This window comes from Pseudomonas sp. PVC-3-1 (assembly GCF_057444315.1).
This window is the reverse complement of record NZ_CM172023.1, coordinates 1502898-1516567: the sequence shown is the minus strand read 5'-3', so window position 1 is coordinate 1516567 and position 13670 is coordinate 1502898. Positions and strand designations below refer to the sequence as shown.

At 65.8% G+C, this 13670-nt stretch carries 9 protein-coding genes; 1 reads left to right on the top strand and 8 read right to left on the bottom strand.

All coding sequences use genetic code 11. The features are described 5' to 3' along the window. Positions 1 to 30: 30 nt before the first annotated feature. Entirely contained in the window at positions 31 to 1395 is a 1365-nt protein-coding gene (locus tag AC2T4A_RS07090) for a formimidoylglutamate deiminase (protein ID WP_416749125.1), read from the top strand. Positions 1396 to 1537: 142 nt separating this feature from the next. On the opposite strand, the gene AC2T4A_RS07085 is transcribed toward AC2T4A_RS07090, so the two are convergent. From AC2T4A_RS07085 to typA, 8 genes are all read right to left on the bottom strand, one after another. Beyond that, positions 1538 to 2104 (bottom strand): lipocalin family protein, encoded by a 567-nt coding sequence (locus tag AC2T4A_RS07085; protein WP_416749123.1) that lies wholly within the window; start codon positions 2102 to 2104, stop codon positions 1538 to 1540. 35 nt (positions 2105 to 2139) lie between these two features. Beyond that, the gene (gene bamE / locus AC2T4A_RS07080; protein WP_138523647.1) at positions 2140 to 2394 is read right to left on the bottom strand and encodes an outer membrane protein assembly factor BamE domain-containing protein; all 255 of its coding nucleotides are present in this window, start codon (positions 2392 to 2394) and stop codon (positions 2140 to 2142) included. Positions 2395 to 2469: 75 nt separating this feature from the next. After that, positions 2470 to 3075 (bottom strand): DUF924 family protein, encoded by a 606-nt coding sequence (locus AC2T4A_RS07075; RefSeq protein WP_416749121.1) that lies wholly within the window; start codon positions 3073 to 3075, stop codon positions 2470 to 2472. Next, positions 3075 to 4088 carry a class 1 fructose-bisphosphatase gene (locus AC2T4A_RS07070; RefSeq protein ID WP_138523651.1) on the bottom strand — a complete coding sequence of 338 codons (1014 nt, stop codon included), beginning with the start codon at positions 4086 to 4088 and terminating at the stop codon, positions 3075 to 3077. Before AC2T4A_RS07070 ends, AC2T4A_RS07075 begins: the two co-directional genes overlap by 1 nt. 233 nt (positions 4089 to 4321) lie before the next feature. Beyond that, a complete protein-coding gene (gene estP / locus AC2T4A_RS07065; protein ID WP_486742975.1) occupies positions 4322 to 6229 on the bottom strand; it encodes an esterase EstP in 1908 nt (635 codons plus the stop codon). A 101-nt stretch (positions 6230 to 6330) separates the two neighbouring features. Then, positions 6331 to 7695, bottom strand: a complete 1365-nt coding sequence (locus AC2T4A_RS07060; protein ID WP_486742974.1) for a DUF3999 domain-containing protein — start codon at positions 7693 to 7695, stop codon at positions 6331 to 6333. Next, entirely contained in the window at positions 7692 to 11408 is a 3717-nt protein-coding gene (locus tag AC2T4A_RS07055) for a DUF2339 domain-containing protein (RefSeq protein WP_486742973.1), read from the bottom strand. Before AC2T4A_RS07055 ends, AC2T4A_RS07060 begins: the two co-directional genes overlap by 4 nt. A gap of 350 nt (positions 11409 to 11758) precedes the next feature. After that, positions 11759 to 13579 (bottom strand): translational GTPase TypA, encoded by a 1821-nt coding sequence (gene typA / locus AC2T4A_RS07050; RefSeq protein ID WP_024766660.1) that lies wholly within the window; start codon positions 13577 to 13579, stop codon positions 11759 to 11761. Between the last annotated feature and the right edge of the window lie 91 nt (positions 13580 to 13670).

The window sequence follows — 13670 nt, the reverse complement described above, 5'->3', positions numbered from 1 at the left end:
TTATCACAAGAAACCCGCGAGGCCCCGCGCATGTCCGTCCTGTTCGCCGAATCCGCCCTGCTGCCCTCCGGCTGGGCGCGCAATGTCCGCTTCGAGATCGATGCCGACGGCCTGTTCACCGCGATCATCCCGGATGCCGTCGCAGAGGGCGCCGAGCGCCTCGCCGGGCCGGTCCTGGCGGGCATGCCGAACCTCCACTCCCACGCCTTCCAGCGCGCCATGGCGGGCCTGGCGGAAGTCGCCGGCAACCCCAACGACAGCTTCTGGACCTGGCGCGACCTGATGTATCGCCTGGTCGGCCGCCTGTCGCCCGAGCAGGTCGGGGTGATCGCCCGCCAGCTGTACATCGAGATGCTCAAGGCCGGTTACACCGGCGTTGCCGAATTCCACTACGTGCACCACGACGTCGATGGCAAGCCCTACGCCAACCCGGCGGAACTGGCCCTGCGCGTCAGCCAGGCCGCGACTGAAGCCGGTATCGGCCTGACTCTGCTGCCGGTGCTCTATTCCCATGCCGGTTTCGGCGGCCAGGCCCCCAACGAAGGCCAGCGCCGATTCATCAACAGCACCGAGAATTACCTGAAGCTGATCGACAGGCTACGCGCACACCTGGCCACACAACCGCAGCAGAGTCTCGGCCTGTGCTTCCACTCCCTGCGCGCGGTAACGCCGCAGCAGATCGCCGAGGTGCTGGGCGCCGATTCCAGCGGTTGCCCGGTGCACATCCACATCGCCGAGCAGCAGAAGGAAGTCGACGACTGCCTGGCCTGGAGCGGCCGCCGGCCCTTGCAGTGGTTGTACGAGAACGTGGCGGTGGATGAGCGTTGGTGCCTGGTCCACGCCACCCATGCCGAAGCCGACGAAGTCACCGCCATGGCCCGCAGCGGAGCGGTGGCCGGCCTTTGCCTGACCACCGAGGCGAACCTGGGCGACGGCATCTTCCCGGCGGTGGATTACCTCGCCCAGCACGGTCGCTTCGGTATCGGTTCGGACAGCCACGTGTCACTGAGCGTGGTGGAGGAACTGCGCTGGCTGGAATACGGCCAGCGCCTGCGCGACCAGCGTCGCAATCGCCTGTACGGGCAGGATCAACCCATGGTCGGGCGCACCCTGTTCGACGCCGCCCTCGCCGGCGGCGCCCAGGCCCTCGGCCAGCCCACCGGAGAGCTGGCGGTGGGCAAGCGCGCCGACCTGCTGGTGCTCGACGGCGGCGACCCTTACCTGCAGACCGCCCGTGGTGACGCCATTCTCAACCGCTGGCTGTTCGCCGGCGGGGATCGCCAGGTGCGCGATGTGATGGTCGCCGGACAATGGCGGGTGCGCGAAGGCCGGCATGCTCTTGAGGAGCAAAGCACCCAGGCGTTCGCTGGCGTGCTGCGCGAACTGCTGGACTGACAGGCCCCTGTAGGAGCGAGCTTGCTCGCGAACAATCTCCGCAGCGGGGCTGGTTCGCGAGCAAGCTCGCTCCTACAAACAGCCCACACAGGCAGTACCAGCGAAATAGCCGCCACGAAAAAACGCCCCTTGGGGCGTTTTTTCATTGGGCCGCTGAAGTGGAATCGGCTGCCCGCCAGATCAGGTCATCAGTCTGATAACCCCGCGCGTGCGCCAGCTCCAGCATCTTGTCCCGCGTCGCATCCGGCACCACCGGCTTGCGCGAGAGCAGCCAGAGATACTCGCGGTTGGGGTTGCCCACCAGCGCCGTCTGGTAATCGTCGTCGACGTAGAGCACCCAGTAATCGCCCTTGGCGATACCGGGGAAAATCTTCGAGAAGGTGTTATCGAAACGCACCCAGAGCTTGTCGGTACGGCCCGCCACCTGTGCTTCGGCGCGACCGGTGGCCTGGTCCCATTCGCCGTCGGTGGTCAGACAGCGATTGGTCACCGCGATGCTGGAGTCAGTCTGCAGTTGGTAATGAGCTTCGGATTGCGCGCAGTGACGCTGGAAGAACATCGGCTTGCGCGCCAGCTCGTACCAGGTGCCTTCATAGCGCTTGAGGTCGACCTGAACGGTCTCCGGCGGCTGCTGGGCAGAGCCCGCGCAGCCACTCAGAACGGCGAGGCAGGCCAGCCAGGTCATGGATCGATTGATGTATCGACGCATTCGCTCCTCCTTGGCCGCCGGCCCTGCCAGGGCAGTTACTTCAGGCCCTGGGCGGAGAACAGCAGCACTTTGTCGCCGGCATACTGGATGCTGATGAAGGCCTTGTCGTCACCCCAGGTGCAGCTGGAAACGCCCAGTGCGCCGGAGCATTCGGCAGGCTTGCCGAGCAGGTCCTCGACTTCGGCCTTGGTCATGCCGGTTTTGATCTTGGAATAGTTCTCCTGGTTCACTTTGCTGCAAGCGGCCAGGACGACACAGAACGCGACGAGCGCGAGGCGGCGGAAGGACATCGACAACTCCATTGTATTGGGGGGGCAGGCCAACAAGCTTGGCACAGGGCGACCGGTTCGGCCGCCGGGTTGGAGTCAGAAACGTGAGCCAGGTTCCGTGAGGAACTGTACTTCTTCGACCGTGGATTCGCGGCCGAGAATGGCGTTGCGGTGGGGGAAGCGGCCAAAGCGCTCGATCACCACCTGGTGCTTGCGCGCATAGGCGAGGTAACCAGCGAACAGCACCTTCTCGCTCTCGCTGGATTCGCCCTGCAATTCCTCATACAGGCGCACCGCTTCATTCTGGCTGGCCAGGTTCTCGGCGTGCTCCAGCACGATGTAGACGAACACTCGTTCGATGCGCGGCAACTGGCGATCGAAACCGGCCTCCAGCCCCTGGCGCACCAGTTGCTGGGCGCGGGCATCGCCGGCGTAGGCGCGCGGCGAATCACGGAAGATCATGCGCGGCAGCTGGTCCAGCAGCAGGATCAGCGCCAGCCAACTCTGCGGCTCGCGCTCCCACTCCTGCAGACCACCGTCCAGGGCCTGGCGCACCAGGCCGCCGAAACGGTTTTCCGAGTCCATGTCCTGGCAGGCGCTCTTGCCGAACCAAAGCGCATTGCGCTGATCAGCGACGTCGTTGGCATCCAGCGCGTTGCCGAACCACCAGTCGAGCAGGCTCTGCCAGGGCGTGGTGGTCATCAGCCTTCCTGGTGGTAGGCGGTGGCGCGCTCGACTTCTTCCTTCGAGCCCAGGAATACCGCAACACGCTGGTGCAGGCTGTCGGGCTGGATGTCGAGGATGCGCTGGCGGCCGTTGGTGGCAGCGCCGCCGGCCTGTTCGATGATGAAGGACATCGGGTTGGCTTCGTACATCAGGCGCAGCTTGCCGGGCTTCTCGGGCTCGCGGGAATCACGCGGGTACATGAACACGCCACCGCGGGTCAGGATGCGGTGCACGTCGGCCACCATGGAGGCGATCCAGCGCATGTTGTAGTTCTTGCCCAGCGGGCCTTCCTTGCCGGCCAGCAGCTCGTCGACATAGCGCTTCACCGGAGCTTCCCAGTGGCGCTGGTTGGACATGTTGATGGCGAATTCGGCAGTGCTGGTCGGCACGGTGATGTTGTCGTGGGTCATCACGAAGCTGCCCAGCTCGCGGTCCAGGGTGAAGCCTTTCACGCCATTGCCCAGGGTCAGGATCAGCATGGTCTGCGGGCCATAGATGGCGTAGCCGGCGGCGACCTGGGTGGTGCCCTTCTGCAGGAAAGCCTCTTCACGCAGGCTGTCGTTCTGGCTCAGGTATTCCTGCGGGCAACGCAGCACGGAGAAGATGGTGCCGACCGAGACGTTGACGTCGATGTTGGAGGAGCCGTCCAGCGGGTCGAAGACCAGCAGGTAAGCACCTTTCGGGTACTTGCCCGGAATCTGGTAGGGGTGGTCCATTTCCTCGGAGGCCATGCCGGCCAGGTTGCCAGCCCACTCGTTGGCTTCCAGGAGGATTTCGTTGGACAGCACGTCCAGCTTCTTCTGCACCTCGCCCTGCACGTTCTCGGTTTCCATGCTGCCGAGCACGCCACCCAGCGCACCCTTGGACACGGCGTGGCTGATTTCCTTGCACGCGCGGGCCACCACTTCCACGAGGTGACGCAGGTCGGCCGGGGTGTTGTGACTGCGGGTCTGCTCGATCAGGTAGCGGCTCAGGGTAACGCGGGACATGGAAGGCTCCGGGGGAGAAGATAGAAAAAATCAGGGCGCATTCTAGCGTGGAAACGAGGGCGATGCCTCCTTGTGCGCAGGCCTCACCGAATGCTTGGAGCCCGCCGTGCACGGGCAGTTCCCCAGAGACGACCGGCCCCGCGACCTTCGGCCGCGCGGCGAGCACTCCACTGGAAAGAAAGCGGGGTGACGGCCGCCACCGCCCGTCACCCCGCGACGCTCGCATCAGACGATCAGAAGTCCAGGCTCAGGGCCAGGTTCACGCCCTGCGCCAGATCATCGCTGCTGCGGTGCGCGCTGTAGCCGCCGCGCAGCGAAAGCTCCGGAGTCAGCTTCTGGGCGAAGCCGATGGTGGCGCGCTGCAGGTGGCTCTGCGGGGTGTAGCCCTGCAGGCTGAAGCCGACGTCCGGCAGGCTGGTGAAGTTCATGCCGACGTTCTGGGTGTCGTCGGCGTATTCACGCTCCACGGCGACCTCACCGAACAGCTGGGTTTCCTGGGACAGGTCCAGCTTGCCCTGCAGGCCGACGCCGAGGCGGCGTGAGTAGCGATTCTGCTCTTCAAAGGCCAACGCGGTGGAGCGGCCGCTGTCCTCTTCGTAGCTATCGACCTTCACCCGCGCCCAGTCCGCGCTGACGAAGGGCGACAGGTGCCAGTTCTCGCCGCCCTGGGCAATGTCGTAGCCCAGTCGACCGCTGAAGGCCAGCAGGCTGCCGTCGGTGTCGGCCTTCTCCTCGACCTCGTGGTTGACGATGCTGAACTTGCGGTTGGCCTCGTCGTAGTCGAGCTTGCCGCCGGTCACCGAAGCATCGGCCCACCAGCGGTTCTGCTGGAACTGTACGAACAGGCTGCCCAGGTAGCTGTTGAGCTTGTAGTCGGAGTCGTCCGAGCCCAGCTCCAGCTTCTGCCGGTAGAAGCCCAGCGAGCCGCCGACGCGCCAGGCGTCATCGAGGCGGTAGCTGGTGCCCAGGGTCAGGTTGGCGCCATAGCCGGAGCCGTCGGCCGCGCTGTCCTGGTCGTCGTAGTCCAGGTGCTGTGCGCCACCGGTGACAAAGCCGCGCCACTGGTTCACCCCCTGCCAGTTTTCCCAGTCCGCCAGCCACTGGCTGCGCAGCTGGTCCTGGTAGGCGTTGTACGTGCCCAGGGCCATCTCCGGCAGCATGGTCGCTTCCCACGGGGCGGAGAGCACCGAGTAGGCGTAGTCGGCGATCAGGCTCTGGCCGGCAATGGTCGGGTGCACGCCATCGTTGAAGATCAGCTTGGTCGGATCGGGATTGGTGCCGTGACGACCGTACACGGCGTTTTCGGGGCAACTGTTGCCGCTGAAGCAGGTGCCGATCAGGTTCTGGCCGGTGGCCAGGCCATAGGCGCCCGGGTTGGCCAGCACTTCCTTGAACATCGCCGGGATGTTCAGCGGGATGACGTCGGCATCGGAGGCGGCCAGCTGGGTGACCAGTTCCTCGTTGAAGATGCCCGACAGCTGAGTGCCGAAGGACTCCAGCGCGGTGCCGTTGGTGGCCGGCGTCTGGCCGAGGTCGGGCAGCAGCCAGACCATGATGTAGCGCGCGCCGGCGTTGTGCAGCGCATCCACGCTGTCCATCAGACGGCCGGCCGCCGCGCGGGCGGTGGGGTCGTTGGTGATGCGCAGCTGGAGGAAGTCGTTGCCGCCGCCGGTAAGGTAATAGAGCGCGTTCGGGTCGGCGCGGTTGTTCACCAGGTAGCCGTCGCGGGTACGGCTGCTGGAGCCGGAGGTGACCACCGAGCCGCCTGCAGCCGTGATGGAGTCGTAGATCTGGTCGGTGCGATAGCCGCCGACAGCCCAGTTGTTACCGTCCACGGTGCCGGGGACCAACGAGGTCGAGGGGTTCAGGTCGGTGCCACTGATACCCAGCTTGCCGCCCAGGATCATCGGCGCGGTGGGGCCGAACATCTCGCCGCTGCCGTCCAGGTAGGTCGGGCCGACGCGGTTGGTGAAGCGGGTGCTGGCACCGGCGGGGCCGCCGGCATCGGCGAACTGTCCGGAATCGCTCAGGCTGTCGCCGAAGACGACCATGGTGGAATACGGCGAAGGGGCTGCGGAGGCCTGTGTGGCAATGGCCATCGCGCACGCAGCCGCCAGCGGGGTGAGCGCCTTTCTGATCATTCTGCTACTCCATGCTTTGTTGTTATTCGGTAATCAGAACAACCAAGACAGTATCAGAATTTCTACAGGCGACACCCCTATCTTGCGGCGATCCGCGCCGATCAGCTCGCCTGACGATTACTCCGCAACAAGCTCAGCGCCATCAGCGCGAGCAGACCGACGCCCGCCAGCAGCAGTGCCCACAGACCGTAGCGTTTCCAGTCTGTATCGGCCGTGGCCGCATTCGCCGGCGGTTGTGTCAGCGGCGCCTGCAAGGTGCCCTTGAGCCGCGCCTCGCCCATGCTCGCCAGCCGCTTGGGCTCGTAGCCCGGCACCAGGGTGCTCAGCGGCAGGCTGCCATCGGTGATCGAACCACTGCCCACTGCCAATTCGTAAGGTGCGCCGCCGCGCGCGAGGAACACCAGCTCGCTGGCACGCACACCCACGCTCAGGTGCGCGGTCGAGCCGCCCAGGCCACCGCCGCGCGAATCTACCTGCAGGCGCAATTGACCCAGCGTGGTGCCAGGCAGCTCCAGCTCTTCCTGGGTAATCTCACCGCCCTGCCCCGGCAGGCGATACAGCACGCCACGCGCCAGCGGCGTCCACTGCACGTTGCCGTCGTGACGACCGGAGATCACTACCGGCGCCAGTGTGTTGTCCTGTTGCAGCGGAATCCGCACGCGCTCCACCGGCAGCGACAACGGCAGGCTCCAGCTGAAATCACCATTGCTGTCGGCCTTGGCCGCCAGCGGCTCGGACCAGAGCATCGGCACCGGACCGGTACTGCTGCGGCTGCCGCTGAGCGTGGCGCCCACCAGTTGCGCCGCCTGCTCAGGCGACTCCCACCACAGGCGCAGATAGCGCGCTGTCGTGCCAGGCAGCGCGATATCGTTCTGCTCGATGCGCTGGCCGTTGAAGTCCAGCCGCGCCAGTTGCCCTTCGCCCAGGGAACGCCAATGCTCCAGGTCATCACTGGCCTCGATGCGCAGCCGTTGGAAGCCGTCGCTGTCGGCGGTCCAGTCAAGCCGCAGGCGGTCCAGCGGCAGGTCGCCGGAACCGGTCTCCAGCAGCCAGCCGCGCAGAACCTGGGTCTTGTCCTGCGCCGGATTATTCGGAGCGATTTCCAGGATGGTGCCGGTGGTGCTGCGGACGATCTTCAGGTTGTCCCCGGCGGCACTGCCAGAGGCACCGCGCAACGGGAAGATGCGCGCCTGCACGTCGCTGCGCACCTCCTTCTCGCTCGCCGCGCTGCTGCGCAGGCTGTAGGGCAGCACCTGACCCTCGGCATTGAAGACGCGCACATCGCGCAGGTCGCCATGGCGTGCGGCGAACAACACTTCGATGGGCAGTTGCGCACGGTACCAGGGGCCGTTGCCGGAAACTTCCAGTGGCACGCGATGGGCAAAGTCCGCCGGAGTGGGTGCGGCACTGGCCTGGTTGCCCAGCAGGCACGCACCGGCGAGCAGGACGAGGGTATTGAGCTTCATGCGGAGGGTTGCTCCTGTTGCGATGGCTCTTCGGGCGCCGACCGGCGCGGCGGCAGCGGCGCGAAGTAGCCGACGATCAGCATCAGCACGCCGACGCCGATGAAGGAAATGATGCGTTCCAGGCTGCCGCCACTGGCGCGGTCGACCAGGAACAGCTTGATCACCACCACGACCAGCAACACCGCGCCGACCAGCCAGAAATCGCGACGACCGCGCAGGTGCCCGACGATCATCAGGCCCAGGGCAATCAGCGCCCAGACGATGGACAGCCCGGCCTGCACCAGCATGGACTGGCTCAGTGCGTCGAACTCGAACGGCACACCGCCCCAGTGGTGCGCGGTGCGGCATACCGCCATGGTCAGCAGGGCGAACAGCGAGGCGCCCAACAGCGCCTGCACCGGCAGGCGCAGGGTGGATTCGGCCACGCCCAGTTGCGGCAGGCCAAGGCGCGTCCACTGGAAGATCGCCGCCAGCACGATGAGCATGCCCAATTCCAGCGGGTTCACCAGCGGCAGATACGGCAGCGGGTCGGCCGCACCGTTGCTGAACAGGTTGACCAGCCAGAACCAACCCAGCAGCGCCACGGCCACGGGAGCGGCAGCGATAGCACGGTACTCGCGCTCAAAGGCCGCCACCGGCCACGGTAGCCGCGCGACGCCGCCCATGAGGATCAGGAACAGACTCGGCACCAGCGCCCAGCCCAGCCAGCGCCAGGCGTTGTAATGCTCGGCCAGGGCGAAGAACAGGTAGCGCAGCTCCAGCGCCAGCACGCCGAGGATCAGCCAACAGCCCAGCACATGGGCCGCCCGCGCAGCAAGGCGCGGCAGCAGCGCATCGAGGCGGCGCAGCACGAGGAAGTGCGCGGCGAACACGGCCAGCCAGCCAAGCCAGCCCAACTCCGCCAGTGGGTGGTATTGCAGGTTCCAGGCACTGGCCAGGGCCACCAGCGACACCGGCACCAGCGCCAGGCAAAGCAGCGCCAGCGCGCGCCATTGCTCGCGGCGCGCCAGCAGCGACCAGAGGCCGACGCTGATCGCCGCCACCAGCAGCGCCACATGTTCGCGCATCTCGCCGGGAACGAAGCGGGTAATCTCCCAGACCGCGGTCAACGCCCACCAGCCGGCGCCCCAGACCAGCAGCAGTTGCGACAGCTGCTCCAGGCCCAGGCCAGCCAATGCCAGATTGCGTTCGCGCTCGCTGGCCCGGTGCAGGCGCCAGGCGCCGACCAGCGCCGCCAGTGCCAGCACGGCGGGTGTCCAGAAGCCCATGTGTGCCAGAGGCTTCAGGCCTTCGCTGGGCAGGTCACCGAACAGCGCCGCGCCACCGAAGAGGAAAGCGCCCGCACCGACCACCTGCAGCACCAGGCCGAAGACGAACGCCGCGCGCTGCTGCAATTGCAGGCTCAGCCAGAGGATCAGCAGGCCGCTGCCCGCCCACACCGCCGCCGCCGTTTGCCACGGCAGCACGAAGAGCACTGCGAGGTTGACGAAGGCCAGGCCCAGCAGCAGGACCACGCTCAGGCCGAGCATCAGTCGGCGGTCATCTCGCACCATCGAATCGCGAGCAGCGATCAGCATGCCAGCGATCAGCGCGAGGCCAATCAGGGAGGCCGTGACCAGCCCGCGCCAGCCTGAGCCGAGCACACCGCTACCGGAGTCCGCGCCGTGCAGCCGTAGCAGGAAGATTGCCCCTCCCAGCAATTGCACGGCAAAAGCGCAAGCGAGGAAGGTCCGCGAACGCAGGCGCAGACCGGCGAAGAGCGTGGCGAGCCCCGCCAGGGCCCAGGCGATGGCGGTACCCTCCGTGCCCAGACACAACGGCGCAATCAGGTAGAGGAAGGCCAAGCCCAGCGTCGCCAGCAGTGGGCGGACCGTCGGTTCCCAGCTTCGTAGCACCAGCGGATCAACAGTGCGCAGATTCCAGAAGCTGAACAGCAGTGCGGCACCGAGCATCAGGGCGCCGAGCGGCGCGCCATCCAGCAAGGGGGACGTGATCCACGGCGTCCAGCCCAGGCTGGTGACAAAGGCCCAAGCCGCTCCGCCTTGCAGCAGCAGCGCAAAAATTCGCGCCAGGGGCCGCTGTTGGCGCAAGCCGAGCCAGAAGATACCGGCGCCTTCCACGGCCCAGGCGGCGGAGGTCCAGCGTGCGTCCAGGCCCAGCGGGATCGCCAGCGTGCCGAACACCACGCCCAGCGCCAGGCAGGTTTCCACCAGCAGCAGCGCACGGCCGGCGGTGCGCCCGGCCAGCAGGCGGGCGAGCACCATGTAGAACAGGCCCAGCGCCAGGGCACTGAACGCCGCACCGAATTCCAGGTGCTGGATGATTCCGTACTGCAGGCCGAAGCCCACCAGCGGCGTGCCGAACAGCACCGTGCCGTCGACGTAGTCGGTCTGCCGTGCCGACCAGCGCAGCATGGCTTCGCGGGAATCATCCTCCGGCGCCCCGGCTGCCTCGCGCAGACGACGGCGGGCGAACAGCAGGCCGATGGCGACGTAGGTCAGGAAGAACAGGAGCAGGAACGGTTCGGTACTGGCGAACAGCTCAGGCTTGTACGAGCGCAACCCCCACGCCAGGCCGATGCCAAAGGTGCCAAAGAAGCCAATCAGATTGAGCAGTCGCCAGGCCTTGAACCAGGCGATGGCGAAAATGCCGGCGTTGAGCAGGGCGAAGTAGCTGAACAGCGCGACATGGCTTCCGCCACCGGTGGACGCCAGGATCGGCGCGGCAAAACCGCCCAGCGCCGCCGCAGCGGCGAGACCCAGGGCGTCCTGCAGGATGGCGAGGATCGCGGAAAACAGGGTGACCGCCACCAGCAGCACGAAGCCGGCCTTCGGGTCGATCAGCACTTCGCCGTGGTTCATCGCCGGGTACAGCTTGATGCTGGCGAACACGGTCAGGTAGAGCACGGCGATGCCGGTACCCTGGAGAATCAATGCATAAGCCGGGCGCCGGTGACGCAGCCACCAGCCAAGGCCCAGCAGCGCCAGCGCAGCAGCGGCGGTGCCGATATAGGGCCCCTGCGGCGGCATGGTCATGCCTTCGGTGGCGTAGCGCAGCAGGAAAGCCAGGCCGAGGAACAGCAGCACCACGCCGACGCGCAGCACGGTATTGCCGCCCAGCAGCCAGTCGCGGGCGGCGCCGAAGGCACGGTCGAACAGTGACGGAACGGGTGGAGACGGCGGAACCGGAGGCGCAGCAGGGACCTGCGGCGGTTGGACTTCGGGCTTTTCGACGCGGGCCTGGGCAGCGGGCCTCTCCATCGGCTCGAGCACCAGGTCGGACCACTCGATGGGCGCCTCGACACGCGCAGCCGCCGCAGGGGCCGGCGCCAGCTCGTCAGCGGGCAGTTCGATGTTCCAGTCCAGTTCGGTAGCTGCGGTTTCGCTGGCGGGAGCTTCGACCTCGGGCTCGGCTTCAACCGGCGCGACCGTGGTTTCCGGCGCAACGGACTCGACGCTGGGCGGCAGTGACTGCGCGGCGGCGCCACGCTCCACCTGCAGCAACCGTTCGTAGAGGGCCTTGGTGCCCTGGTCGAAGCGCTCGCCAAAGGCCTTCAGCTCAGCTCGAAGGCTGGCGTTCTCCCGCTGCAGGCTCTGCAGCGCGAGTGTCTGCCCCAGAGCAAGGCCCACTACCGCGCCCAACACCGCCCCGGTGATCGACTCGCCCGCAGCGGCGCCGATGACCAGGCCGACCAGCATGAAAATCCATTGCATGCTTTCGAATCCTTGAGGTTCTTTGCGAATCCATCCCGAACCGGACGCGAGCGCCCGGAAAGCTGAGTATATCGGCCCGGCTCCCTGGCCTGCGTCCACGATCTCACAGCTTCGAAGGATAAGACGTCAGAAGGTGGTAATTCGGCCACGCTCCATGAAAAAGTCAGAAATTTCCTAAAGGGTGACATTTAGCTGTAGGAGCGAGCTTGCTCGCGAACCGCCCGGCTTCGGCGTTTTAGGGTCACTCGTTCGCGAGCAAGCTCGCTCCTACGAAGAACAACTCTCCAGCGCGGAAGAAGGGCAAAAAAAAGCCGGGCAGATGCCCGGCTTTTTTCGTACTGCTGGTCGAGTTAGACCTTGGCGCGCTCGTAGCGCTTGCGGTCGTTCTCGTTGAGCATTTTCTTGCGCAGACGGATCGACTTCGGCGTCACTTCCACCAGCTCGTCATCGGCGATGAATTCCAGCGCCTGCTCCAGGGTGAAGCGGATCGGCGGAACCAGGGCGATGACTTCGTCCTTGCCCGAAGCGCGCATGTTGTCGAGCTTCTTGCCTTTGGTGGGGTTGATCACCAGGTCGTTGTCGCGGCTGTTGATGCCGGCCAGCTGGCCTTCGTAGATCTCGTCGCCTGGGCCGAGGAACAGCTTGCCGCGGCTCTGCAGGGTTTCCAGCGAGTAGGTCAACGCGGTGCCGGTGGCCATGGAGACCAGTACGCCGTTCTGACGGTTGGTCACTTCGCCTGCCTTGATCGGGCCGTAGTGGCTGAAGGTCGAGGTCAGGATGCCGGTGCCCGAGGTCAGGGTCAGGAAGTTGTTACGGAAGCCGATCAGGCCACGCGCCGGGATGGTGTATTCCAGGCGGACGCGGCCCTTGCCGTCGGGGATCATGTTGGTCAGATCGCCCTTGCGCAGGCCCATCTGCTCCATCACCGAGCCCTGGTGCTGCTCTTCGATGTCGATGGTGACGTTCTCGTACGGCTCCTGCTTCTCGCCTTCGGCGGTCTCGATGATGACCACTTCCGGACGGCCTACGGCCAGCTCGAAGCCTTCACGGCGCATGGTTTCGATCAGTACCGAGAGGTGCAGTTCGCCACGGCCGGAAACCTTGAATTTCTCCGGGGAGTCGCCTTGCTCGACGCGCAGGGCCACGTTGTGCAGCAGTTCCTTGTCCAGACGGTCCTTGATGTTGCGGCTGGTGACGAACTTGCCTTCTTTACCGGCGAACGGCGAGTCGTTGACCTGGAAGGTCATGCTCACGGTCGGCTGGTCAACGGTCAGCGGCGGGCGGGCCTCGACGTTCTGCGGGTCGCACAGGGTGTCGGAGATGTACAGCTCGTCCATGCCCGAGACGCAGACGATGTCGCCGGCTTCGGCTTCAGCGACTTCGATGCGCTGCAGGCCCGAGTGACCCATGATCTTCAGGATACGACCGTTGCGCTTGGTGCCGTCGTCGCTGATGGCCACGACCGGGGTGTTGGTCTTGACCTTGCCGCGGGCGATACGGCCGATACCGATCACGCCGAGGAAGCTGTTGTAGTCCAGCTGGGAGATCTGCATCTGGAACGGACCGTCGACGTCGACTTTCGGCGCCGGAACGTGGTCGATGATCGCCTGGAACAGCGCGTCCATGTTGTCGTCCATCTTCTCGTGGTCCATGCCGGCGATGCCGTTCAGGGCACTGGCGTAGACGATCGGGAAGTCCAACTGCTCGTCGGTGGCGCCGAGGTTGTCGAACAGGTCGAAGATCTGGTCGATGACCCAGTCAGGGCGCGCGCCCGGACGGTCGATCTTGTTCACCACGACGATCGGACGCAGGCCGGCCTTGAACGCCTTCTGGGTCACGAAGCGGGTCTGCGGCATGGGGCCGTCCTGGGCGTCGACCACCAGCAGTACGGAGTCGACCATGGACATTACGCGCTCAACCTCGCCACCGAAGTCGGCGTGGCCGGGGGTGTCGACGATGTTGATGCTGTAGTCGTTCCATTTCAGGGCGGTGTTCTTCGCCAGAATGGTAATGCCACGCTCTTTTTCCTGGTCGTTGGAGTCCATTACGCGCTCGTTTTCCGCTTCTTTGCGGTCGAGGGTGCCGGACAGGCGCAGGAGCTTGTCTACGAGGGTGGTCTTGCCATGGTCGACGTGGGCGATGATGGCGATGTTGCGCAGTTTTTCGATCACAGTGTCAGTCTCGATAGTGAATCTTCGGCTGCCGTTGTCGGCAGCGGGGGCCGGGCCGTGGCGCGGCGGTGCAAAAGGTCAGGGCGTGAGC